Origin of the sequence: Agrobacterium tumefaciens (assembly GCF_005221385.1) — a bacterium.
Taxonomy (GTDB): Bacteria; Pseudomonadota; Alphaproteobacteria; order Rhizobiales; family Rhizobiaceae; genus Agrobacterium; species Agrobacterium tomkonis.
Window position 1 is genome coordinate 1,993,742 of record NZ_CP039904.1, and the last position, 24,152, is coordinate 2,017,893.

A 24,152-nucleotide genomic window follows, 5' to 3' on the forward strand; every position below is an offset into this window, starting at 1 on the left:
CGGCTTCAGGCCGACCTCTGCGCCAGCCCGGTGCCTGCCGGAAATATCAGCTGAACCTTCGCCCCTTCACCGGGTTTCGAATTGATATGCGCCTCGCCGCCGCTCTGGCGAACGAAGCCATAGACCATGGCAAGGCCAAGGCCCGCGCCGCCATGGTCTCCGCGGGTGGTGAAATAGGGCTCGAAGGCCTTGTCCACCGCCTCCGGCGTCATGCCGATCCCCTCGTCGGTGACTGATATCACCAGTGCATCCTTATCGCAGGTCGCCTCGATTGAAATCAGGCCGCCATCAGGCATGGCAGCCGCCGCATTGAGGCAGAGGTTGAGGATGGACTGCTCGAAGAGGGCGGGGTCGAGCGGGATTGTGGGAAGATTGTCATCGAGATCGAGCGCGATCCGGCATTTGGGCCCGACCGCGATCTCGAGGATATCGGCCATGCCGCGCAGCAGGTTGGCGACATTGATTGAGCTTGGATGGATCGGCTGCTGGCTGCCGATGGTCAACATGCTGCTGGCGAGAGACCGGCCGCGATCCGCCGCCTTGCGGATACGGGCAATGTGCCGGTTCTGGCGGTCGTTGAACCCGGCCTCGCGCTCCAAAAGCCCCAGACTGCCGGTGATGATGCCGATCATGTTGCCCACCTCATGGCTGACCTGGTGGGTCATGCGCATGATGCCGTCCAGCCGCTGGGCCTTTACGGCTTCCGCTTCCTGCCGGTCGAGTGCCGTGACATCGCGGGCAAGCAGCACGATGCCGCCATCCGGCTGGCGCGACATCGATACTTCGATCACCCGTTCGTCTCCGGTGCGGTGGCGCACAACGGCGCGCTCCATCAACGCGCCCTTTTCGCTCTCGAACGGCAGCAGCATCGGATCGATTTCCGGGACCGGTTCGACAAACCGGCGGATCGGCAGTTTTCGCGACGAGCCGGAGCGTCCGACCAGTTCGATGATGCGGCGGTTCATGGTGATCGGCCGGCCGGTTGCATCAAACAGCGCTATGCCCTCATTCATGTTACGGAAGGTCGAGCGGATGGTGCGGGCCGCCGCTTCCGCCGTGCGCCTGAGGCGCGAGACGCGGTCGACGCTGTCATGAAAGGCGCGGAATGCGTCAAGCAGACGGATCAACTCCGTTTCCGAGCCGCTATAGGAAGGCGGGCCGACATCCTTTTCCCCTTTGGCAAGCGCATTCATGCCGTTGGAGAGCGCCGCGATCCCGCGCGACACCCGCATTACCGAGCGGATGGAGAGGATAGCCACCACCAGAACCAGCAGCGAGGCCACGGCGACGATGACCAGCAGCCGGCTGAGTGCATCGGAGGTGGAGATCAGGTCTTCGTTCAGGCTGCGGGCAACTGCGTCGCCCTGGGTTTCCGTGACATGGGAGAGGTCGCGCGACACGGTGTGAAGCCGCGACACCGAGGCGCGGATGGCGAACATTTCAAGGAGATAACGGCTCTGGGCCGCAAAGACCCGCTCATAGGGTTGCATCTCGGCCAGAGGCAAGCGCTCGCCGGGGTAACCCTGCTGACGCGCGGTGGTTTCGGCGACATAACGGCGGCGCAGTTCGCCCAGCTGGAAAAGACTGTCGGATGCGGAGGCGGCCTGCACGATGCCGTTCATGCGCCGGCGCAGCTCGGGGTCGGCAATGCCGCGACCGGTGGCGATTTCGCCGAGTGCCGCCGCCGCTTCCGCCTTGTGGGCCTGTGCGGCATCGGCATCCCTGGCGAGATCGAGCGTCTGCGCCCGGATAAGCTGGAGCAGTTCGACGATGCGTTCGCTCGCAAAGCCGCGTGCTGCCCGCTCCCCGCTGGCTGGCCCGGTCATCTCCAGCAGCAGGTCGACCTGCTGGACCACGGAGCGGCTTTCGCTGGAAACGCGATAGGGCGAGGCGGCATTCATCAGGAAAGGCGCGCTGGAGACGAGATCGGAGACCTGCCGGGAGACCAGCGACGCCTTGGCGAGACTGGAAAAAGCCTGCAAGCCATAGGCCGCCATTTCATCGCGGGCGCGCTGCAGGCCATAAATGGCGATGGCCGACAGGCTGAAGACGAGGACGCAGGTAAAGACGATCGCAAAGGGCAGGCGAAACGCGATCGAGGAAAGGAAGGAACGGCTGATCACGGGGAAAGCTCGCCCTCGTCGGTGTGGAGCACATATCCCTTGCCGCGCCGCGTCTTGATATGGCGCGGCAGGTCTGGGTTTATCTCGATCTTGCGCCGCAGCCGCAGCACCAGAACATCGACGTTGCGGTCGATATAGCGGTCGCTTTCCGAACCCAGCCGGTCGAGGATCTGCGAACGGCTGACGGGCTGGTTTGGTGTTTCGGCGAGAATTTCCAGCAGCGCGAATTCGGCGCTGGTCAGCGTGCGGCTGCGGTCCGCAAGGCAGACGGCCCGGCGGGCATCGAGATCGATCGCCCAGTCGCCGAGGCGCAGCGCCGTGCGGCCATGGTCACGCTCGCTGTCCTTTTCCTGTTTCAGCGAGGGGATCGTTCGGCGCAGAACGGCCTTGATCCGTGCCGTCAGTTCGATGGGTTCAAAGGGTTTGACGACATAATCGTCGGCGGCCGTTTCCAGACCGAGAACCCGGTCGGCGGCGCTGCCGGCGGCCGTGACCATGACAATGCCGATATCACTATCGACCTTGCCGCGCAGCCGCTGGGCGAAGGTGCGGCCGGACGTGCCGGGCAGATTGTGATCAACGAGCACCAGCTGCATCCTGTCCCGCGCCAATATCTCGTCCGCTTCCTCGGCGGAGCGGGCGCAGGTGGGCAGCCAGCCCTCGGCCTCGACGAGGTCCGAGATAAGCTCGGCCATATCAGGATCGTCCTCGACGATCAGAATGCGAACCTTCTGATTAAGCACGGTATCTTCCTCCCGCCATCATCATAGGCGCGGCTGCGGCGATCTTCAAAGGCTCGCTGGTTATCTCCCCCGTCATAATTGTAATATCTGTAATCTTGTTCGGCGGTGCAGTGAAAAATTGGTAACCATTCTTCGATTGCGGTACGGGCCGAATGTGACATGCTGTTTGTGGAGACTGGAACGGGGAGGTTCCAGGCAGGGAGGCTTTAAGTGAAACGATTGACCGCACTTGCGGCGAGCATGGCTTTATGGCTGTGCGGCGCAGGGCATGGCATGGCCGAGCCGAAGTTGAACGTCCTGTGCGGCGTCGACGAGGCCTGGTGCGTGGCCATGCAGCGGGCCTTCGAGGCAAGGATGGGCCTTGAGATTTCGATGGTTCGCAGGAGCACAGGCGAAATTCTCGACCAGATTCGTGCGGAACGATCCCACCCGACAGTCGACGTCTGGTGGGGTGGCACGGGCGATACCCATTTGCAGGCCGGCTCGGAAGGGCTGCTGGACGAGTATCAGCCCCTGCATCCACAGGACCTGTTGCCCTGGGCGCAGAATTTTTATGCCATGTCCGGATCAAGGTCCGCCGGCATTTATGCCGGAGCGCTGGGATTTGCCTATAATTCCGAACTGCTCGCCAGAAACAATCTGCCGGCTCCCACCTGCTGGAAGGATCTGGCGAAGGACATTTATCGCGGCCATATCCTGACCGGCAATCCAAACTATTCCGGCACGGCGTTCACCATGCTCGCCACGCTGGTGCAGCTGTTCGGCGAGGAGGAGGCCTTCGGTTTCATGACGAAACTGAACGGGAATGTCGTCGGTTATACCAAGGTGGGTGCAGCGCCCGTCAAGGCGGCGGCGCGGGGCGAGGTCGTGATCGGGATTTCCTTCATGCATGACGCGGTGACCCAGAAGATCGAAGGGTTTCCGCTGGTCATCGTCGCCCCCTGCGAAGGCACCGGTTACGAGATCGGGGCGGTCAGCATCGTCAAGGGCAACCGCAATACGGCCCTTGCGCAGGCCTTCGTGGAATTTGCGCTGAGCCCGGAGGGACAGGCGACTGGGGCTGCGGCGGGCCAGAACCAGGTGCCGTCCAACGCCCGGGCGACATTGCCGCTCACCGCACCCGATATATCGATGATCAAGATGGTGGACTATGACTTCGCCACCTTCGGACAGCCGGAAGAGCGAAGTCGGTTATTGAGCCGCTTCGACAGCGAAATCCACCCGAGCCAGACCCAGTAGGGCCAAAAACCAACACCTCGAAAAGACAGCGTGCGCGCCGCAGGGCGCCGCGACCGGCAGCGCCATGTCCGCGCGCTGCCCAGGAATTCAGACGCAAGCTACAGGAGGATAACCATGCGACTGACGATACTTTCCACCCTGCTTTTTGCCGGCACGGCACTGAGCGCCGTTTCCGCGCAGGCGGCGGGCGAACTGAACCTCATCTGCTCGGCCGATGTCGTCATCTGCGAACAGATGAAGGGCGATTTTGAAAAGTCGCATGACATCAAGGTCAATATGGTGCGCCTGTCTTCTGGCGAAACCTATGCCAAGGTGCGCGCGGAAGCCCGCAACCCGAAGACCGATATCTGGTGGGCCGGTACCGGCGATCCGCATATGCAGGCGGCCTCGGAAAACCTGACGCTGGAATACAAGTCGCCGATGCTCGACCAGTTGCAGGACTGGGCCGTGAAACAGGCCGAAAGCACCGGTTACAGGACTGTCGGCGTTTATGCCGGTGCGCTGGGCTGGGGCTACAACACCGAAATCTTCAAGTCGAAGGGTTACAAGGAGCCGAAGTGCTGGGCCGACCTGCTGGCGCCGGAACTGAAGGGTGAAATCCAGATCGCCAATCCGAACTCTTCGGGCACCGCCTATACCGCGCTTGCCTCGCTCGCGCAGATCATGGGTGAAGATCAGGCGATCGACTATCTGAAGAAGCTCAACGTCAATATCTCGCAATATACCAAGTCGGGTTCCGCACCGGTCAAGGCGGCGGCGCGCGGCGAGACGGCGCTCGGCATCGTCTTCATGCATGATGCGGTGGCGCAGACGGCGGAAGGCTTCCCGGTGAAGTCGATCGCGCCGTGCGAAGGCACGGGTTACGAAATCGGCTCCATGTCGATCATCAAGGGTGCCCGCAACCTCGACAATGCCAAGACCTGGTACGACTGGGCGCTGAAACCGGAAGTGCAGTCGCGCATGAAGGACGCCAAGTCCTTCCAGCTTCCCTCCAACAAGACGGCGGAAGTGCCGAAAGAAGCGCCGAAGTTCGAGGATATCAAGCTCATCGACTACGACTTCAAGACCTATGGCGATCCGGCCAAGCGCAAGGCGCTTCTGGAACGTTGGGACCGTGAGGTTGGTGCGGTCGCCAACTGATCTTAACTCCGGCGACAGGCATCCCGGCTTTTAAAGCCGGGGTGTCCGCCACTCTCTCATCGGCATGAAATAAGCGAGGTCGGCCATGACACGTGGCAATCGCAGGCTGGACATCGTCCTGGCGTTCGGGGCTTTTGCCCTCATTCTTCTTCCCTGGTATCGCATCGAAGGCGGCTTTTTCAGCTTCCGCTGGCTGTCCGGATTTTTCTCCACCGCTAGCAATGCGCCCGGTGTGCTGCAAATATTGTCCTATGGAAAACCATGGCTTGTCGGCATCGTTCTTTTCTTCCTCGCCGCATGCCTTGTCCGGCCAATGCGTGATCCGATGCGCCGGGGTGGGTTGCTTGCCTTTATCGGTGCTGCCGGTCTCGTTTTTCTTGCTTTGCAGGGGCTGGCGATCGGCTTTACCGGCTGGACATGGACGATCAGCGAAAACCTCTTTGGCATGCTTGCCGATGGTCAGGCGTCCATGGGGGCGGGGGCCGTCGTCATGTCGTTCGTCTTCGTGCTGCTTTTCGCCTTCGGTCTTGCCGAACGTGGCGTCATGAAAGGCGACGCCTTCGTCGTCGGCGCCATTTCCGTTCTGGTGTTCCTCGTCGCGGTTTTTGTCTTCTATCCGATCGGCAGCATGCTGATCGCATCCGTTCAGGATTTCGACGGCTCCTTCAATGCCGATGGCTTTATCCGCAATATCCAGGATCCCGGCATTTGGAGCCTTGGCTGCGTGGCGGGCGAAGAGCGTTGCGGCGTTGCCTGGCGCACATTGTTTCTGGCCTTGATGACCGCCTTCGGTTCGACCGTGCTCGGTCTCGGCTTCGCTTTGATCGCCACCCGCACGCGCTTTCCCTTCAAGAAGGGCCTGCGGCTTCTCACCGTTCTGCCGATCATCACGCCGCCTTTTGTTATCGGCCTTGCTTTGACGCTGCTTTTCGGCCGCGCCGGTGTCGTCACCGAATGGCTTTCCTATCTCTTCGGCATCGAACCGGGCCGCTGGCTTTATGGCATGACCGGCATCTGGATCGCACAGGTTCTGTCCTTCACGCCCATCTCGTTTCTGGTGCTGATCGGCGTGGTCGAAGGTGTCAGCCCGTCGATGGAAGAAGCCTCACAGACGCTGCGCGCCGACCGCTGGCGCACCTTCTGGCGGGTGTCGCTGCCGCTGATGAAGCCCGGTCTCGCCAATGCCTTCCTGATCGGCTTTATCGAGAGCATGGCGGATTTCGGCAATCCGCTGGTGCTTGGCGGCACGCATGGCGTGCTGTCGACGGAAATCTTCTTTGCTGTCGTCGGCTCGCAGAATGATCCCTCCCGCGCCGCGGTGCTTGCTATCATCCTCCTGTGCTTCACGCTTTCGGCCTTCCTTGCCCAGCGCTTCTGGCTGGCGGGCAAGAATTTCGCCACGGTGACGGGCAAGGGCGACAGCGGCGCGCATATTGCCCTGCCACGCGGCCTGTCCATCGGCGTCCACGCGGTCGTGGTGCCGTGGATGATCTTCACCATCGTCGTTTACGGCATGATCCTCGTCGGCGGTTTCGTGAAGACCTGGGGTCTCGATAATTCACTGACGCTTGATCATTACATCCGCGCCTTTTCCGTCAGCTTCTCCAACGGCTCGATTGCCTGGACGGGTGTTGCCTGGAACTCGTTCTGGACGACGATGGAGATCGCGCTGGTTTCGGCGCCGCTCACCGCTGCCGTCGGTCTTCTCACCGCCTATATCATCGTGCGGCAGAAATTCGCCGGACGGAACCTGTTTGAATTTGCACTGATGATGAGCTTTGCCATTCCCGGTACGGTCATCGGTGTCAGCTACATCATGGCCTTCAACCTGCCGCCGGTGGAAATGACGGGCTCGGCGCTGATCCTGATCGCCTGCTTCGTCTTCCGCAACATGCCGGTGGGCGTGCGCGGCGGCATCGCGGCGATGAGCCAGCTCGACAAGAGCCTCGACGAGGCCTCGCTGACGCTACGGGCCAATAGTTTCCGCACCATCCGCAAGGTCATCCTGCCGCTCTTGAGGCCCGCAATCACGGCTGCGCTGGTCTATTCCTTCGTGCGCGCCATCACCTCCATCAGCGCCGTCATCTTCCTCGTCAGCGCCCAGTACAACATGGCGACGTCCTACATCGTCGGCCTCGTCGAAAACGGCGAATATGGTGTGGCGATCGCCTATTCCTCCATGCTGATCGTGGTGATGATCACCGTCATTACCGGCTTCCAGCTCATTGTCGGTGAGCGACGCCTGCGGCGCGAAAACCGCGTCGCCGGCCTGCCATCCGCTTCCTCCGTTCCTCTTGCCCAGGAGAAAACCGTATGATTTCCGTAAAGCCCGGCTCCGTCACTTTTCAGAATGTCCGCAAGACCTTCGGCGCCTTCACCGCCATTCCCGACCTGTCGCTCACCATCGAGCCCGGCACGCTGGTAACCCTGCTCGGTCCCTCCGGCTGCGGCAAGACGACGACGCTGCGTATGCTGGCAGGTCTTGAACATCCGACCAGCGGCCGCATTCTCATCGGCGACAAGGATGTGACCATGCTGCCTGCCAATGAGCGCGATGTCTCGATGGTCTTCCAGTCCTATGCGCTTTTCCCGCACATGACGGCGCTCGACAATGTCGCTTACGGCCTGCAATCCTCGGGATTGCGCAAGGCGGAAGCGCGGGAAAAGGCGGAAGAGGGGTTGAAGCTCGTCGGCCTCGCCGGCATGGGCCATCGCCTGCCGGCAGAACTTTCCGGCGGCCAGCAGCAGCGCGTCGCGGTTGCCCGCGCTCTGGTGCTGGAGCCGCAGGTATTGCTGCTTGATGAGCCGCTTTCCAACCTCGATGCCCGCCTTCGCCGCCGGGTGCGTACCGAAATTCGTGAATTGCAGCAGCGGCTGGGGTTCACCGCCGTTTATGTGACGCATGATCAGGACGAGGCATTGGCCGTTTCGGACAGAATCATTGTGATGAAGGATGGCGAAATCGCCCAGTCGGGTGCGCCGCGCGATCTTTACGAAGCACCGGCCTCAGCCTTCATCGCCGATTTCATGGGTGAGGCGAATGTCGTCGGCTGTGAGGTGATCAGCATTGAGGGGCCGGATGCGCTGATCCGCGTCGGCGGCATCGATCATCGGGTTTCGGCGCGCAATGCCCGGCCCGGTCCGGCCAAGCTTGCCGTGCGTCCGGGTTCGATTGCCATCGGCCAGGCAGGCGGGCAAGGGGTTGCCGGCCGGGTGCTGCACAGCGCCTATCTCGGCGGCCATGTCGAATATGAAGTCGAGACAGATATCGGCACGCTCTTCATCGTCGACCATGCGGTCGAGGTGAGCCTGCCGCCGCAAAGCGATGTCACGCTCGGCTTCAGGAGCCGGGGTATTGCGCTGATCCAGTCGTGACGGGCTTCAGTCCTGCGGATCGGGCATGATCCACCAGAACAGCTGCACGAGGTCACTCCAGGTGCGGGCGAGATCATCCATCATGGCATTCACCTCCATATAGAGGTGAATGGCCAGAAGCGTGAAAAGCCCCAATAACAGCCATGGCCAGAGCGGGCGTCTGCCCGCCGGTTTCGTTTCGTGCTTTTCGTCCTGATTGATGTCCAATCGCCATCTCCCCGTGACCTTGAGACCTACGATCAAAACCGCGCGGCTGCAACCGGTCGTCTGGAGGCGCGCGGCCACGTCCTCGCCATGAAGTGCGGCGCCCTGCCACAAAAACACCCAGATTCATTCAGCCGCAGTTCACCCGCCGGGGCGCTAAATCCCGACATCCCATAAGGAGGGAGATGACATGCGTAAGATGATTTTTGGCGCAGGAATGATACTCAGCGCCCTGTTCGGCACCGGCGCGAACGCCATGCCCGTGGGTCAGCCATCTGCACCCGCGACATCCAATGTTCAGACCGTCGACTATGCCTGCGGACGTGGCTTTCATCTGTCGCCGCGCGGCTATTGCCGTCCAAACGGCCCGCCGCGTTATGAGCGCGGCTGGGACAGGCGCGACCGCTGGGAAGGCCGCCGCGAATGGCGCGAACGTCAGGCCCGCAGAGAATGGCGGGAACGGCGAGACCGCCGCGACTGGCGGGAACACCGTGAATGGCGTGACCGTCGCGATTATTATCGCTGGTAATCGGCCAGGCCCTCTCTTAACCGGGAGGGCCTTTCTCCTGTCGTACATCATGCCTTTGTCTGCCGACCCACGGCTCAATTCCCGATTCAACTGGAATTGAGGAAACCTCGGCGGTGCTCGCGGGTTAACCCGGGATGTCGACATTCAAAGGAGGATACCATGAACATTTCAAGGCGTAGCATTCTGGCAGCCGGTGCGGTCACCGCCGCCGCCACCATTTTCCCCCGTCCGTACGTGGCGCATGCCGCATTGCCGCTGGCGCAGCCACCGCTCCCGTTTGCCCAAGCCGATCTTGCGCCCGTCATTTCCGAAAAAACAGTTGGCCTACATTACGGTAAACACCACAAGGCCTATTACGACAAGCTGAACACGCTGGCAGCCGGCACACGTTATGCCGACATGGCACTGGTGGAAATCGTCACCGAATCTGCAAAATCGAAGGACGCTGACGATATCAAGATTTTCAACAACGCCGCTCAGGCGTGGAACCACGTTGCCTATTGGGATCAGTTCGTTCCCGGCGGACCCAACCGGCCGACCGGCGATCTAGCGGCCCAGGTCAACGAAACCTTCGGCGACTATGAAGGCTTCATCAAAAGGGCGGTGGATGTTTCCGACACGGTCTTCGGTACCGGCTGGGTATGGCTGACACGCGGCGACGATAACAAGCTTGCGCTCATCGGATATGAAGACGGCAAGAACCCGGTCGCCGTCGGTCGTCCCGCCTACCTGGGCATCGATATCTGGGAACACGCCTATTACGTCGATTATGAAAATCGCAAGCCCGAACATATCCGCGCCGTGCTGGACAAGCTGGTGAACTGGCGGGTCGTCGAAGAACGCGTCAAAGCCTGAGACCGGTACACTCGTCCCCTCCCGTAAACACCAATGGCTTGCCCCGAGGTGCTTTTGAGCTACTATGCCGGCATGGCGGGGAGGCCATGTTACAGGAGGGTTCATGAATTACCGGTTTTCGAAACGGCGCATGGTGTTGAAGCTTGCCGCTACGGCAGCTTCTTTTTGCATGCTGGGAATGACGGCGAGCGCCGAGGGTTTTCCCGATCGGACCATTACGCTGGTCGTGCCTTTCGCTGCGGGCGGCTCCACCGATGTGGTGGCGCGTGTCATCGCGCAGAAGATGGGCGATGAGCTTGGCCATCAGATCGTTGTTGAAAATGTCGCCGGCGCCGGTGGCAATCTCGGCGCCGACCGTGTCGCCCGGGCAGAGCCGGACGGCTATACGATCCTGATGGGCACGGTTGCGACCCATGCGCTCAACCCGCTTATCCTCAAAACAAAGCCTTACGATCCGGAAAAGGATTTCGCCCCGGTTTCCTTGCTGGTGGTGGTGCCGAATGTGCTGGTCGTCAATCCGAAGCTCAACGTCAACAGCGTTGCGGAACTGATTGCGCTTCTCAAGGCCGAGCCGGATAAATATGCCTATGCATCTTCCGGCAATGGCACGCCGCTGCATCTTTCAGGCGAACTGTTCAAGAGCATGGCCGGTGTCAGCATGCAGCATGTTCCCTATAAGGGAGCAGGCCCGGCGCTCAACGATCTTCTCGGCAACCAGATTTCGATCATGTTCGACAATCTGCCGTCGTCATCAGGCCACATCAAGTCCGGAACATTGCGGGCGCTTGGTGTGACAACCACTGAGCGCGCTTCATCCTTCCCGGATATGCCGACCATTGCCGAGACAGTGCCGGGTTATGAAACCTACACCTGGAATGCGCTCTTTGCGCCTGCCGGCACGCCGGCCGACGCGATCGATAAGCTCAATGCCGCCGCCAAGAAAGCGCTTGCCGATCCGAATGTGGCCGCGCGCATGGCGGAGTTCAGCGCCAAGATCGTTGCTTCGTCACCCGATGAGCTGAAAAGCCACGTTGCGGCCGAAATCGCCAAGTGGGAACCGGTCGTCAAAAATGCAAATGTGCAGATGGACTGATCGGGAGCGCTAATCCCGGTATCTTCGATACCTCGCTGCGCACTCCGTGCTGGGTGCGCAGTAGCAGCTGCCACTGCAGAACCGTAACCGAAGCCGTCATTGACCGGCCAGGAACGGGCCTGCCACATCGGCCAATGTGTCGTTTCCGCATCACTTGCCATAAGGTTGCAAAAACCCGCTTGGCAAGCTCAAATCACTCAGCTACAAAACGTATCACCGCGTCAGATCAAACAAAGGGAGGCGTTGCATGACACCAGCATTCACCGAAAACCTCCCGCAGGGAATGACCCGACACTAGGTCATATCCATTCGCGGCCCGCCCTGCGCGCGCCCGACATGCGGTTTTTTCCTTCATAGCCCGATTGATCTGACGGGATCATTTCGTCTCCCGTCCGGGCTGTGCCATCCAACTTCCGTTTTGAGGACCGGTTGCCTATTTTCTGGCGCCGTGCTGGTTAAAATGTCTCGCAAGAAGCTCGATTTCCGCGCCGATGCCTATCGTCATGTGCTCGGCTTTGTTTTTCACCACTGGAGCCACCGGCCGGCGCTGGTGGGTTTCATCATCGTGCTGGTCATTGCCAGCACGCTGGCCGAAGTCATGGTGCCGGTTTTTTCCGGCCAGATCGTTGATGCCATTGCCGGCGGCAACGGGGCGGACAAGGCGCTGCACGCTTTTGTCATCGTGGTGTCGCTGGGTCTCACCAGCGTGGTGCTGCGCTGGTTCATCTTTAACGGCATCATCAGGCTCACGCTGAAAACCATGGCTGACGTCACCAATAACGGCTTCCACAAGGTGCAGCGGTTCTCCACGGACTGGCATGCCAACAGCTTTGCCGGCTCTACGGTGCGCAAGATCACGCGTGGCATGTGGGCGCTGGATTCGCTGAACGACCTGCTGCTCATCGCGCTTCTGCCGTCCCTCGTGATGCTGGTCGGCGCCACCATCGTGCTGGGCAGCTACTGGCCGGTCATGGGCCTCATCGTCGGCCTGGGCTCGCTGATCTATGTCGGTGTCACCGTGGCTCTTTCCATGGGCTATGTGTCGCCTGCGGCACGGCTTGCCAATGCCTGGGATACAAGGCTTGGCGGGGCGCTGGCGGATGCCATCAGCTGCAACTCGGTCGTCAAGGCCTTTGGCGCTGAAACGCGTGAGGAAACGCGGCTGGGCCATGTGCTGGTGAAATGGGATAACCGCACGCGCAGGACATGGCGGCGCGGTACGCTGAATGGCACCATTCAGAGCTTCATGATGGTATCCATGCAGGCCGGCATTCTCGGCACCGGTCTCATCATGTGGCGACAGGGGCTGGCGACGCCGGGTGATATCACCTTCGTGCTTGCAATGTTCTTCGTGTTGCAGGGTTACCTGCGTGATGTGGGGCAGGATATCCGCAACCTGCAACGCGCCGTCAACGACATGGAAGAGCTGGTGCTGCTGGACAAGATGCCGCTTGGCGTCGAAGACAGGCCGGATGCCGCGCGGCTTGATATCGGCAGGGGCGAGATCGTCTTCGATCACGTCACGTTCCAATATGGCGCGCATCCCACCCCGCTTTATGATGACTTCTCGGTCACCATCAAGCCGGGCGAGCGTGTGGGGCTGGTTGGTCATTCCGGCTCGGGCAAGACAACCTTCGTCAAGCTCATCCAGCGCCTTTACGACATCAAGTCGGGCGCAATCCGCATCGACGGGCAGAATATCGCCGGTGTCACGCAATCGAGCCTGCGCGGCCAGATCGCCATCGTGCAGCAGGAACCCATCCTGTTCCACCGCACGCTGGCGGAAAACATCGCCTATGGCCGGCCGGGTGCCTCAAGACGGGAAATCGAGCAGGCGGCAAAACAGGCCAGCGCCCATGAGTTCATCATGTCCCTTCCAAAAGGGTATGAGACCATGGTCGGCGAACGCGGCGTTAAGCTCTCGGGCGGGGAACGCCAGCGCGTCGCCATTGCCCGTGCCTTCCTTGCGGATGCACCGGTGCTGATCCTTGACGAGGCCACTTCGAGCCTCGACAGCGAAAGCGAAGTGCAGATCCAGCAGGCCATGGAACGGCTGATGGATGGCCGCACGACGCTCGTCATCGCGCACCGGCTCTCCACGGTCAGGGCGCTGGACCGGCTGCTGGTGTTCGACAAGGGCAAGATTGTCGAAGAAGGCGACCATCAGGCGCTTATCCGCCTCAATGACGGCATCTATCGCCGGCTGTTCGAGCGGCAGGCGCTGGAACTGACCAAGGGCCTGGTGGCCTGAAACAATGAAACGCCGGAGTTCACCCTCCGGCGTTTCATGGCAACTTCAAACCCGCGCCACGAACACGCCGCTTTTTTCCATTAGTAGCGCTCTCTCCGCAATACCAACAGGACGGTGAACCATGGATTTCAACCCGATCACAAAGCCGCAACGCCTTGTCATCCGGAGAAACCATATCCATGCCTTGTTCCATCACCCTTTCAGACCTCTCATGGTCCACGCCTGACGGTCATCCGCTCTTTTCCCACATCAATCTTCGCTTCGGCCTCGAACGAGCCGGCCTTGTCGGGCGCAACGGCGTTGGCAAGACGACGCTTCTGAAGCTGATTGCCGGCGAATTGTCGCCGTCCGCCGGCACGGTCTCCGTCTCCGGCCGGATCGGCGTTCTCAGGCAAATCGTGCAGGTGATGCCCGGGGAGACCGTCGCGGATCTTTTCAACGCGCGGGAGGCGCTCAAGGTTCTTTCCCGCGCCGAGGCGGGGCAGGCGACGCTGGAGGAGCTTGGTGACGTTGACTGGATGCTGGAGGAAAAAATCGCCGATGCGCTGGCTGATGTCGGGTTGGACGCCTCGCCGTCAACGCTGCTTTCGGCTCTGTCCGGCGGGCAGCGCACACGGACGGCACTTGCAGCCCAGATCCATGCCGCCCCGGACTTCCTGATCCTCGATGAGCCGACCAACAATCTCGACCGTGACGGTCGTCTGTTCGTTGCCGATTTTCTGGCCGGTTGGCGTGGCGGAGCGGTTGTCGTCAGCCATGATCGGGAACTTCTCGATACGCTTGATGCGATCGTCGAAATGACGACGCTGGGCGCAACCCGTTATGGCGGCAACTGGAGCCATTACCGTGCGCAAAAGGCACAGGAACTGGCCGCCGCCGAACAGGACCTCGCCAGCGCCGAAAAGCGCCTGTCCGAAGTCAGGCGACGGTCGCAGGAGGCACTGGAACGCAAGGCCCGGCGCGACGCAAAGGGCGCCGCAAAAGCGGCAAAGGGGGATATGCCGCGCATTGCCGCCGGTGGCATGAAAAGGCGTGCCGAAAACACCAGCGGCGACAATGCCAATCTCGCCAGTCGTCTGAAAGCCGAAGCGACCGATGATTTGCAGACGGCGCGACAGCGGATCGAAGTCCTTCAGGACCTTACTGTCACCCTGCCACCCAGCGGGTTGCACGCAACCAGGACCGTATTGAGCCTGCAAAACCTGACCGCAGGATATTCGGGAAAACAGCCCGTGTTCGCCGATCTTTCCTTCGAAATCACCGGCCCGCAGCGCGTGGCCGTGACAGGCCCGAACGGATCGGGAAAAACGACGCTGCTTTCCGTGATCAGGAATGAACTGACGCCGTTGTCAGGAACGGTTCACCTCGGTGTGACGTCCGTCTTTCTGGACCAGCAGGTCAGCCTGCTGGACCCGAAGCTGTCGATCCGCGACAATTTCCTTCAACTCAACCCGCAGGCCGGAGAGAACGCCTGCAGGGCAGCGCTTGCCCGCTTCATGTTTCGTGCCGATGCCGCCTTGCAGATCGTCGGAACGCTTTCGGGTGGACAGATGCTGCGCGCGGGTCTTGCCTGCGTTCTTTGTGGCCCGCAGCCGCCGCAATTGCTGATCCTCGATGAACCGACAAACCATCTGGATATCGATTCCATCGCGGCCGTGGAGGCCGGCCTGAGAGCCTATGACGGAGCGCTCCTGGTTGTCAGCCATGATGAGGCATTTCTTGGCAAGATTGGCATCGATCGGCGGCTTACCCTTGGCGGACCGTGAGGCGTCGTGATTGCGCACGCCGAAGCCGGACGTCCATCTGCCGTTTTGCCTGGATGTCACCCTTTTTCATGGCGACCGCGCTGCCTTCAACCCACGCGGCAACGGCACCGTCATCGTCTCCGAGATGCATAAGGCATTCGCCAAGTGCCGCCCAGGCCGCCGAGTAATCGTGGTCCTGGTGAACCGCCTCGCGCAGATGTTGCGCCGCATCGTCGAATTGCCGCGCGGCCATCAGGGCCTTTGCGAGTGAAAAGCGCAGGAGTGGGGCATCTTTACCGTCTTCCAGCATTTTCAGGAGCTTTTCAATCATCGTCATTCCATCGCAATGGTGGGCTTCATGCAAATCGATACGACGTCAAGTGCGGTTGAGGTCAAGCGGAGATTGGCGCCTCTCCGGAGGAAACCTCCGCTGATAAAGCGGAACGTTTCACATTGACATGCGGCGTACCGCGACCGGATCCCAGATATCATCAAGCGGCCCTTCAAGGGCGGTGCGCGGGGGAATGAGCTGCGGTTCGATAATGGTGACCTCCGGCTCTGCGCGGTTCTCTTCGAGCAGTTCGAACCCTTTTTCGAGCATTTGCGCAATATCGGGTTTGATCATGTAAACTGGAAAGGGAAGAAAAGACGCGAATGGGTCATAGTCAAAACAGCCGACGACGATGTCGCCGAATGCCTCGCCGTCATGACGTCCCATGAAACGAAGCAACCCCTCGAAGTTGATCGATGAATTGACGAAGAAACAGCGGGGAAGGCGGCCCCTGCGCTCGAAGAAGCGTTCGAATGCCAGTTCCGTCATGCGCGGCGAATAGCCGGTGATTTCGATGTCATCACCACTTTGCACGCCGAAATAATCGGCTTTCGCGGCATGAAAGCCGTCAATACGCTCGCGGCTGGCGTGGTCGTCGTGACCGCCGAACAGGATGACGTCGTCTGGACCGAGCGACCCACCCTTTGCCGCATGGGCAAGGATTGCCGATGTCAGGATTTCCGCGCCGTGCCTGTTATTGGAAATGACGGACGACGCAAATTTGCCCGGCAGGTCGATATTGACGTGGGGAAGTGCGGCGCGTGCGCAGACCTGGTGAACGCCATCAGGATCGGTGACGCCCGCAATGAACAGGGCGTCAATCGAATAGGCGATCAGCGTCTCGACGGTCCGGCGCTCTTCCTCGGGGTCGCGTCGCCCGGAAACCACCATGGGTGACAGGCCGCGTTTGCGTGCCTGCCCCTCAAAGGTCTGTGCCATCGATGAAAAGAACCGGTTGTCATAAACCGGCACCAGAAGCCCGACGAGACCGGATTTTGAGCTCCTGAGGCCACGGGCCTGCAGATTGGTGGTGTAGCGCTGTGCCTTGGCGAGCGAGAGTATCTTGTCTGCGGTTTCCTCCGAAATCCGCCGCTTGCGCCACGATCCATTCAACACCGCGCTCACTGTCGAGGCGGACGCGCCAGACAAGAGCGACAAGTCATAAATGGTGGCTTTCTTGGAACTTATGCCTGTCACTTCGATCTCCCCAGCTGATTCCGATTATTAGAGCACGCATCCCCTTGACGGAAGGGAGCTTCATGATATGGTTATTGCACCATCGATTGTGCAGTTTGGCAATATCGATTGTGCAGGATGGTTGCTATGGGAGTGGCAAGGGAGAGTCTCGAATAAGCGAGATGAGAGATTTGAAGCGCAGCAGGGAAAAACTGGCTGCGGCGGATTTCGGTTGCCGATTTTTTGAGGAGGAACATCATGAAGAAAATTATTGCTGCGGCGCTCGGCCTGTCGCTTGCGCTGCTCTCATCCGCGGCCTTCGCCGAAGGGCCGAAGGTTGGCGTCGTCGTCAAGATCGGCGGTATTCCGTGGTTCAATGCCATGGAGGCCGGCATCAAGGAGCAGAGCAAGAAGCTCGGCGTTGACGGTTTCATGGTTGGCCCGACCAGCGCCGACCCGGCCCTGCAGGTTCGTGCCATCGAAGACCTGATCGCCCAGAAGGTCGATTTCATCGGTGTCGTGCCGAATGATGCGAAGGTGCTTGAGCCGGTGCTGAAGAAGGCCCAGGCCGCCGGCATCAAGGTCATCACCCATGAATCGCCCAAGCAGCTCGGCGCTGACTGGGATTTCGAACTGGCTTCCGCCAAGGGTTTTGGTGAAGCGCATGGCAAGCTTCTGGCGGAAAAGATGGGCGGCAAGGGTTCTTATGCCGTCTTTGTCGGTTCGCTCACCGTGCCGCTTCACAATGCCTGGGCCGATTCCGCCATCGCCTATATCAAGGCCAATTATCCGGACATGAAGCTCGTCGGCGACCGCTACGGCGTCGCCGAAGATCTCGACAAGAGCCGGTCGACGGCGCTCGATCTGATGTCCGCCAATGCTGACCTGAGCGGTTTCCTTGCCTTCGGTTCGCAGGGGCCGATCGGTGCCGGACGTGCCGTGGAAGAGCGGCGCAAGGATGGCAAGGTCTTCGTCATCGGCCCGTTTTCGCCGGGGCAGGGCGCCAAGCTGATCAAATCCGGTGCCCTGACTGGCGGCTTCATGTGGAACCCGAAACAGGCCGGTGAGGTGTTCATCACGCTCGCCGACCGCATCGCCAAGGGCGAGACACCCAAGGCCGGCGACAATATCGAAGGTCTCGGTACCATCAACCCCGAGGGTAACACCATCGTCGTCGACCAGCTTTTGAAGATCGACAAAGAAAGCATCGACAAGCTCGTTTCCATGGGCCTCTGATCCTCCCCAGAGCCGCAGGCGTCGCGCGGGAAAAATACCCGCGCGACGCCCATTCAGGAAAACATGCCGAGCGCCACGTCTGCGATGCTTTCGCGGCGAAAGGAGAGATACGCTATCATGAGCGCAGAACCGCTCCTGTCCCTCAAAAATGTCAAAGTCACCTTTGGCGGCGTGCGCGCCCTGAAGGGCGTTTCTTTCGAGGTCAATCCCGGTGAAGTGCATTGCCTTGCCGGCGAAAATGGCTGTGGCAAAAGCACGCTGATCAAGGTCATAACAGGCGTTTATACGCCCGAAAACGATGCGGAACTGTATTTCGACGGCAAGCCGATAGCCGCGATGACCCCGACGCTTGCGCAATCGCTTGGTATTCAGGTGATCTGGCAGGATCTGGCGCTGTTTGATGAAATGTCGGTGGCGGAGAATATCGGCTTTCAGTACGCGGTAAACGGCAGGTATGGGCTGGTCGACAAAGGCGCGATTGAAAATGCTGCCGAGAAGGCTTTGGCTCGGCTCGGCGTTGAGATCGATATTCACCGGCCGCTGAAGGAACTGCCCATTGCCCAACGCCAGATCGTGGCGATTGCCCGTGCGCTGGTCGGGGAAGCGCGCCTCGTTTTCATGGACGAGCCGACCGCGTCGCTGACGCAATCGGAAACGGACTACCTGATCGATATCGTCCGCAACCTCTCCGCCTCCGGCGTTGCGGTTGTGTTCGTCTCGCACCGGCTGGCGGAAGTGCTTGAGATTTCGGACCGTATCACCGTGCTGCGTGACGGATCGCTTGTCGGGGTCTTCCCGGTTGAAGGCATGACCCAGTCACGCGTGACCGAACTGATGACCGGCCGTAATTTCGACAGCGCCGTCATTGCCGCTGATCACGATGACAAGCCGGTCGTTCTGTCCGTGCGCGGGCTCAGCCGTGCAGGTGAGTTTGAAGACGTGTCTTTCGATTTAAGGAGGGGCGAAACGCTGGGGATTACCGGCCTGCTGGGAGCCGGACGCACCGAACTGGCCTTGACCCTTTTCGGAATGCATCGGCCGCAATCGGGTGAAATCCTGATCGACGGGAAGAAAGTGAATTTTCATTCCAACCGGGATGCTATCCGGGCCGGCGTCGCCTATCTTTCCGAAGACCGGCTGGCACTTGGTCTCAATCAGCCCCAGTCGATTGCCGATAATCTCGTCATGGCCTCGCTCGACCGTTTGCTGACGGGCGGCCTTATTTCGCCATCGAAAAAGGCGGATGTGGTTTCCCGCTGGATTTCAGCGCTCGGCGTCAAGATCGGCCTGCCGGAAGACCCGATCCGTACGCTTTCGGGTGGAAACCAGCAGCGCGTGGCCATTGCCAAGTGGCTGGCGATCGGGCCGAAAATCCTCATTCTGGACGCGCCGACCGTGGGTGTCGATGTCGGTGCCCGCGCCGGCATTTTCGAAATTGTCCGAAAGCTCGCCGCCGAAGGTCTTTCGATCATCGTCATCTCCGACGAGCCGCCGGAAGTCTATTTCAACACTGACAGGATCATCCACATGGTCGAAGGCCGGTTCCACGCCACCCATGATCCGCGACATGTGTCGCTTACCGAACTGGAGTCCGCCATCTATGCGTAGGCTCATCCTCGGACATACGACCGAATTCACACTGCTTGTGGTCATGGTGCTGCTCTGCACGGGCCTGTCCTTCGCAACCGACCGTTTCCTCACCATCTCCAATGCCTTCGATGTGCTGAATGTCTCGGCGGTCAACATCATCTTTGCGGTCGGCCTGCTTGTCGTGTTGATTTCAGGCGGTATCGACATCTCCTTCGCCGTTGCCGCTTCCGTCGTGCAATATGTGACGGTGCTGGCGCTCAATGCGCTCGGCGGAGGAAACTGGGCGGAAGGTTTCATCATTGCCGGCGCCGTCGGCCTTGGTCTCGGCTTCGTCAACGCCTTTCTGGTCTGGCGGCTCAATATCATTTCCATCGTCGCGACCATTTCCACCTTCAACATCTTCTTCGGGCTGTTGATGTTCTTCACCAAGGGCGTGTCGATCTACGACCTGCCGGAATGGCTTTCGACCCGCGTGGTGTTTTATGAGCGCGAGATGCCGGATGGTTCCTGGGTCGAGCTGACGCTGCCGGTCGTGGTCATGATCCTCTGCTGCCTCGCCACCTGGTTCATGATTTCGCGCACCACCATCGGCCGCAAGCTTTATGCCTTCGGTGACAATCCGGAAGGCGCACGCCGCTTCGGCATCAATATCGGCGCCATGCATTACATTTCCTTCGGCTGGCTCGGCCTGATGGCTGGTATTGCCGGGCTCATGCAGGCCCATTACGCGCAGGAGGTCGTGCCCAACGCGCTTTATGGCCGCGAGCTGGATGTTCTTGCTGCCACCGTGCTTGGCGGCGCGCGGCTTGGCGGCGGCAAGGGTTCGGTCATCGGCTGCGTGCTTGGCGTGTTGATGGTGTCCATCACCCAGAACGGCCTCAACCTGATGGGCGTCTCTCCCTTTGCATTCAAGATGATCGTCGGCGCCATCATTCTCATCGCAATCACGCTGTCCTCCACCCGGTTCGACAAGCTGCTGCCGGCGGCCCTGCGAACCTCCGCAAACAAGGAGAGTGCGCAGCGATGAGCAGCTTCGTTCGCAAATTCAACGCGATTTTCGGCGCTGACATGGCCGGGCCGGTGATTGCCTTTGTCGCGGTCATGCTCATCTTCGGGACGCTGGCGGATAATTTCCTGTCGCTCGCCACATTCGGTTCGGTCGCCTTCCAGCTGCCGGAACTCGGTCTGCTGACACTGGCGATGCTGCTGCCACTGCTGACCGGCGGGATCAATCTTTCGGTCACTTTCGCCGCCAATCTGTCGGGGCTGGCGGCCGCCTGGGTGCTGCAGGCCCATGGCGGCGTGGACGCACCGCCGAGCGCCTTCCTGCTCGCCTGCCTTGCCGCCCTTGCCACCGGCGGCGCTGCCGGCGCCATGACCGGCGCGGCAATTGCCTATACCCGCGCGCACCCGATCCTCGTCACCCTGTCGATGATGATTTTCCTGCGCGGGCTCGGGGAGTTTCTGACGCGTGGAGGCGATGTTTCCGGTTTTCCGACCTATATGGCGCCGCTTGGTCACGGCACGCTTTTCGGGCTGCCCATCCCGCTGCTGATCTTCATCGCCTGTGTCGGGCTGTGGCACGTACTCCTGACCCGCACCAAGCTCGGTTTCGGTCTGTTGATGATCGGCTCCAATATCGAGGCGGCGCGTTATTCCGGTCTCAACACCCGCAAGATCCAGGTGCTCGTCTACACGCTCTCGGGTCTCATGTGTGCCGTCGCCGGCATCATCATGCTTGCCCGCTTCAACTCGGTGCGTGTGGGACACGGTGAATCCTACCTGCTGATCACGGTACTGGCGGCGTTCCTCGGCGGCATCAATCCATTCGGCGGCTTCGGCCGTGTGCTGCCCGTCTTTGTCGCGCTGATCGTTCTGCAGCTCCTGTCGTCCGGGCTCAACCTTCTCGGCGCAAACCAGCATCTGGCAACGGCGCTGTGGGGTGTGCTGATGATTGTCGTCATGGCGGCGCGCGGCCTGTTTTCAAGCTACTTCGCATCTCTCAGAAAGAAGGTATGACGTGCAAGGCTTCGGTGTTCACGCAATGATGTGGTCCCTCAACTGGGATCATGAAAGCGCCAGGCGGGCCATTACAGGTGCTGCGGATTATGGGCAGGACTTCATCGAGATTCCGCTTGTCGATCTTGCATCCGTTGACACGGCGCATACCCGCGCCCTGCTGGAGAAATACGGCCTGCGGGCTGCCTGCTCGCTGGTCCTGCCGGAGCCCGCCTGGGCCTCCGTCCGTCCGGAAGCAGCCGTCGCCCATCTGAAGGCTGCACTGGACAAGGCCGCCGAAATGGGGGCGGAGGCGCTGACCGGCGTGACCTATGGCGGCACCAGCGAGCGCACGGGTTTTCCGCCGACGCAGGCTGAATACGACAATCTGACACGGGCGCTATCTCAGGCTGCCGGCCACGCGAAGACGCTTGGCCTGCAATTCGGTATCGAGGCCGTCAACCGCTACGAAAACCATCTGGTCAACTCAGCCGAGCAGGCCGTGGCGCTGGTTGAGCGTATCGGTGCCGACAATATCTTTGTCCATCTCGATACCTTCCACATGAACATGGAAGAGAAGGGTATCGCCAATGGCATCATCGCTGCCCGTAACCATCTGAAATACATGCATATGTCGGAAAGTGACCGCGGCACGCCGGGTTTCGGCAACGTTGCCTGGGACGCGGTGTTTGCCGCACTCGCGGCCATTGGCTTCAAGGGCGTGCTGACGCTCGAAAGCTTTGTCGCGATGCCGGAGGAGATGGCGGGTGCGATTTCCACCTGGCGGCCGGTCGCTTCAGGCGCAGACGAGGTCCTCGACAAGGGGCTGGCCTTCCTGCGCGACAAGGCAAGCCAGTACCGGATTTTCTGACCGCAATCATGATCGGGGCGAGGACCACCTTGAGTACAATTGACGATAATGCCCGTGAGATTGCGGGCCTCGCTCTCGAACGCTTTGCCCGCGCCAAAGGCCGACGCGTGATGATCGCGATTGCCGGCGCCCCGGGATCGGGAAAATCGACCATTGCCGAAGGTGTGGTGGATGTGTTGAACGCCGGCGAAGGTGAGCCCGCCGCGCTTTTTCCGATGGATGGTTATCACTATGACGATGCCGTGCTCGAAGAGATGAACCGGCGACCGTTCAAGGGCGCCATCGATACGTTCGATGCCCACGGTTTGCGCCACATGCTCGAGCGCCTCAAGGCCAATGAGGATGATGTCATTGCCGTTCCGGTCTTTGACCGGGCGATTGAAATCGCCCGCGCCGGCGGCCGGCTGATCCCGCAATCCGTCGATATCATCGTCTGTGAAGGCAATTATCTCCTCGCCGGCCAGTCGCCGTGGAACCGTCTCAAACCGATCTTCGATCTGACGGTTTTTGTCGATGTCAGCGAGGACGATCTGCGTGCGCGGCTGAGAAACCGCTGGCTGGGCTTCGGTCTTGCCGAAGACGAGATCAACCGGAAGGTCGAGGAGAACGATCTTCCCAACGGCCGTTTCATCATCTCGACGAGCACCGAACCCGATCTTCGCATCGGCAATCCGGGAAGCGGGGCCGCTTCCTGAGACGCACCGAATGATCGCGGGCGCCCACATCCCAACCAAGTGAAACAGAAGCGAAAGAAATCCCCATGAAACACGGCATCTATTATTCTTACTGGGAACATGAGTGGAGCGCCAAGTTCGGCCCCTATATCGAAAAGGTCGCAAAACTCGGCTTCGATATCATCGAAGTCGCCGCCCACCATATCAACGAATACAGCGACGCCGAACTCGCCGCCATCAAGCAGAGCGCGAAGGATAACGGCATCATCCTCACTGCCGGCATCGGCCCGTCGAAATCAAAGAACCTGTCGTCGGAAGATGCGGCCGTGCGCGCGGCGGGCAAGGCGTTTTTTGAGCGGACGCTCACCAATGTCGCCAAGCTCGACATCCGCACCATCGGCGGCGCCCTGCATTCCTACTGGCCGATCGATTATTCGCAGCCGGTCGACAAGCCGGGTGATTACGCGCGTGGTGTTGAGGGCATTCACGGCATTGCGGATTTCGCCAATGATCTCGGCATCAACCTGTGCATCGAAGTCCTCAACCGCTTTGAAAACCACGTGCTCAACACGGCGGCCGAAGGCGTCGCCTTCGTCAAGGACGTCGGAAAGAACAATGTGAAGGTCATGCTCGATACCTTCCACATGAACATCGAGGAAGACAGTTTCGGCGAAGCCATACGCACGGCCGGCCCGCTGCTGGGTCACTTCCACACCGGCGAGAGCAATCGCCGTGTTCCGGGCAAAGGCAGGATGCCCTGGCAGGAAATCGGCCTCGCGCTTCGCGATATCAATTACACCGGTGCCGTCGTCATGGAGCCGTTCGTCAAGACCGGTGGCACCATCGGTTCTGATATCAAGGTGTGGCGTGATCTGAGCAATGGCGCCGACATCGCCAAAATGGACGAGGACGCCAGAAATTCCCTGGCATTCTCCCGTTTCGTCCTCGGCGGCTGATGTCCGCAAAACGCGTGTTGCCC

At 60.4% G+C, this 24,152-nt stretch carries 21 protein-coding genes; 16 read left to right on the top strand and 5 right to left on the bottom strand.

Annotated features, from left to right (window positions below):
* Positions 1-5: 5 nt before the first annotated feature.
* Both CFBP6623_RS24345 and CFBP6623_RS24350 read right to left on the bottom strand, forming a co-directional pair.
* Complete coding sequence (locus CFBP6623_RS24345; RefSeq protein ID WP_080843097.1) at positions 6-2,123, bottom strand: sensor histidine kinase; 2,118 nt, start codon at positions 2,121-2,123, stop codon at positions 6-8.
* Positions 2,120-2,866 carry a response regulator transcription factor gene (locus CFBP6623_RS24350; protein ID WP_046801265.1) on the bottom strand — a complete coding sequence of 249 codons (747 nt, stop codon included), beginning with the start codon at positions 2,864-2,866 and terminating at the stop codon, positions 2,120-2,122. The genes CFBP6623_RS24345 and CFBP6623_RS24350 overlap by 4 nt, the downstream gene beginning before the upstream one ends.
* 240 nt (positions 2,867-3,106) lie before the next feature.
* On the opposite strand from CFBP6623_RS24350, the gene CFBP6623_RS24355 reads away from it, so the two are divergent.
* The 4 genes from CFBP6623_RS24355 (at position 3,107) to CFBP6623_RS24370 (ending at position 8,620) form a co-directional block, all read left to right on the top strand.
* Positions 3,107-4,105 carry an ABC transporter substrate-binding protein gene (locus CFBP6623_RS24355; protein WP_080843098.1) on the top strand — a complete coding sequence of 333 codons (999 nt, stop codon included), beginning with the start codon at positions 3,107-3,109 and terminating at the stop codon, positions 4,103-4,105.
* A 114-nt stretch (positions 4,106-4,219) separates the two neighbouring features.
* Entirely contained in the window at positions 4,220-5,245 is a 1,026-nt protein-coding gene (locus CFBP6623_RS24360; protein WP_046801267.1) for an ABC transporter substrate-binding protein, read from the top strand.
* 85 nt (positions 5,246-5,330) lie between these two features.
* A complete protein-coding gene (locus CFBP6623_RS24365) occupies positions 5,331-7,562 on the top strand; it encodes an ABC transporter permease (RefSeq protein WP_080843099.1) in 2,232 nt (743 codons plus the stop codon).
* Positions 7,559-8,620 carry an ABC transporter ATP-binding protein gene (locus tag CFBP6623_RS24370; protein ID WP_080843100.1) on the top strand — a complete coding sequence of 354 codons (1,062 nt, stop codon included), beginning with the start codon at positions 7,559-7,561 and terminating at the stop codon, positions 8,618-8,620. The genes CFBP6623_RS24365 and CFBP6623_RS24370 overlap by 4 nt, the downstream gene beginning before the upstream one ends.
* Positions 8,621-8,626: 6 nt before the next feature.
* On the opposite strand, the gene CFBP6623_RS24375 is transcribed toward CFBP6623_RS24370, so the two are convergent.
* The gene (locus CFBP6623_RS24375; RefSeq protein ID WP_046801318.1) at positions 8,627-8,827 is read right to left on the bottom strand and encodes a hypothetical protein; all 201 of its coding nucleotides are present in this window, start codon (positions 8,825-8,827) and stop codon (positions 8,627-8,629) included.
* A gap of 187 nt (positions 8,828-9,014) precedes the next feature.
* On the opposite strand from CFBP6623_RS24375, the gene CFBP6623_RS24380 reads away from it, so the two are divergent.
* From CFBP6623_RS24380 to CFBP6623_RS24400, 5 genes are all read left to right on the top strand, one after another.
* Positions 9,015-9,353, top strand: coding sequence for a GCG_CRPN prefix-to-repeats domain-containing protein (locus CFBP6623_RS24380; RefSeq protein WP_046801270.1), 339 nt, complete (start codon positions 9,015-9,017; stop codon positions 9,351-9,353).
* Between the two features lie 159 nt (positions 9,354-9,512).
* Positions 9,513-10,208 (top strand): superoxide dismutase, encoded by a 696-nt coding sequence (locus CFBP6623_RS24385; protein ID WP_080843101.1) that lies wholly within the window; start codon positions 9,513-9,515, stop codon positions 10,206-10,208.
* 103 nt (positions 10,209-10,311) lie between these two features.
* Positions 10,312-11,301, top strand: a complete 990-nt coding sequence (locus CFBP6623_RS24390) for a Bug family tripartite tricarboxylate transporter substrate binding protein (RefSeq protein WP_052820580.1) — start codon at positions 10,312-10,314, stop codon at positions 11,299-11,301.
* A 460-nt stretch (positions 11,302-11,761) separates the two neighbouring features.
* Complete coding sequence (locus CFBP6623_RS24395; RefSeq protein WP_080843275.1) at positions 11,762-13,552, top strand: ABC transporter ATP-binding protein; 1,791 nt, start codon at positions 11,762-11,764, stop codon at positions 13,550-13,552.
* Positions 13,553-13,731: 179 nt separating this feature from the next.
* Complete coding sequence (locus CFBP6623_RS24400; protein WP_080843102.1) at positions 13,732-15,318, top strand: ABC-F family ATP-binding cassette domain-containing protein; 1,587 nt, start codon at positions 13,732-13,734, stop codon at positions 15,316-15,318.
* Here CFBP6623_RS24400 and CFBP6623_RS24405 read toward each other — a convergent pair.
* Positions 15,299-15,628 carry a tetratricopeptide repeat protein gene (locus CFBP6623_RS24405; protein ID WP_046801320.1) on the bottom strand — a complete coding sequence of 110 codons (330 nt, stop codon included), beginning with the start codon at positions 15,626-15,628 and terminating at the stop codon, positions 15,299-15,301. The genes CFBP6623_RS24400 and CFBP6623_RS24405 overlap by 20 nt on opposite strands.
* Positions 15,629-15,745: 117 nt before the next feature.
* Entirely contained in the window at positions 15,746-16,825 is a 1,080-nt protein-coding gene (locus tag CFBP6623_RS24410; protein ID WP_080843103.1) for a LacI family DNA-binding transcriptional regulator, read from the bottom strand.
* Positions 16,826-17,062: 237 nt separating this feature from the next.
* Here CFBP6623_RS24410 and CFBP6623_RS24415 point away from each other — a divergent pair, with 237 nt between their 5' ends.
* The 7 genes from CFBP6623_RS24415 to CFBP6623_RS24445 all read left to right on the top strand — a co-directional run bounded on the left by CFBP6623_RS24415 (position 17,063) and on the right by CFBP6623_RS24445 (position 24,129).
* Positions 17,063-18,040, top strand: a complete 978-nt coding sequence (locus CFBP6623_RS24415) for a substrate-binding domain-containing protein (RefSeq protein WP_080843104.1) — start codon at positions 17,063-17,065, stop codon at positions 18,038-18,040.
* Positions 18,041-18,157: 117 nt separating this feature from the next.
* Complete coding sequence (locus tag CFBP6623_RS24420) at positions 18,158-19,648, top strand: sugar ABC transporter ATP-binding protein (protein WP_052820616.1); 1,491 nt, start codon at positions 18,158-18,160, stop codon at positions 19,646-19,648.
* Positions 19,641-20,657 (top strand): ABC transporter permease, encoded by a 1,017-nt coding sequence (locus CFBP6623_RS24425; protein WP_080843105.1) that lies wholly within the window; start codon positions 19,641-19,643, stop codon positions 20,655-20,657. The genes CFBP6623_RS24420 and CFBP6623_RS24425 overlap by 8 nt, the downstream gene beginning before the upstream one ends.
* Positions 20,654-21,649 (top strand): ABC transporter permease, encoded by a 996-nt coding sequence (locus CFBP6623_RS24430; protein WP_080843106.1) that lies wholly within the window; start codon positions 20,654-20,656, stop codon positions 21,647-21,649. The genes CFBP6623_RS24425 and CFBP6623_RS24430 overlap by 4 nt, the downstream gene beginning before the upstream one ends.
* A gap of 1 nt (position 21,650) precedes the next feature.
* Complete coding sequence (locus tag CFBP6623_RS24435; protein ID WP_080843107.1) at positions 21,651-22,499, top strand: sugar phosphate isomerase/epimerase family protein; 849 nt, start codon at positions 21,651-21,653, stop codon at positions 22,497-22,499.
* A 29-nt stretch (positions 22,500-22,528) separates the two neighbouring features.
* Complete coding sequence (locus CFBP6623_RS24440) at positions 22,529-23,194, top strand: nucleoside triphosphate hydrolase (protein WP_080843108.1); 666 nt, start codon at positions 22,529-22,531, stop codon at positions 23,192-23,194.
* Positions 23,195-23,259: 65 nt separating this feature from the next.
* Complete coding sequence (locus tag CFBP6623_RS24445; protein ID WP_080843109.1) at positions 23,260-24,129, top strand: sugar phosphate isomerase/epimerase family protein; 870 nt, start codon at positions 23,260-23,262, stop codon at positions 24,127-24,129.
* The last annotated feature ends 23 nt before the right edge of the window (positions 24,130-24,152 follow it).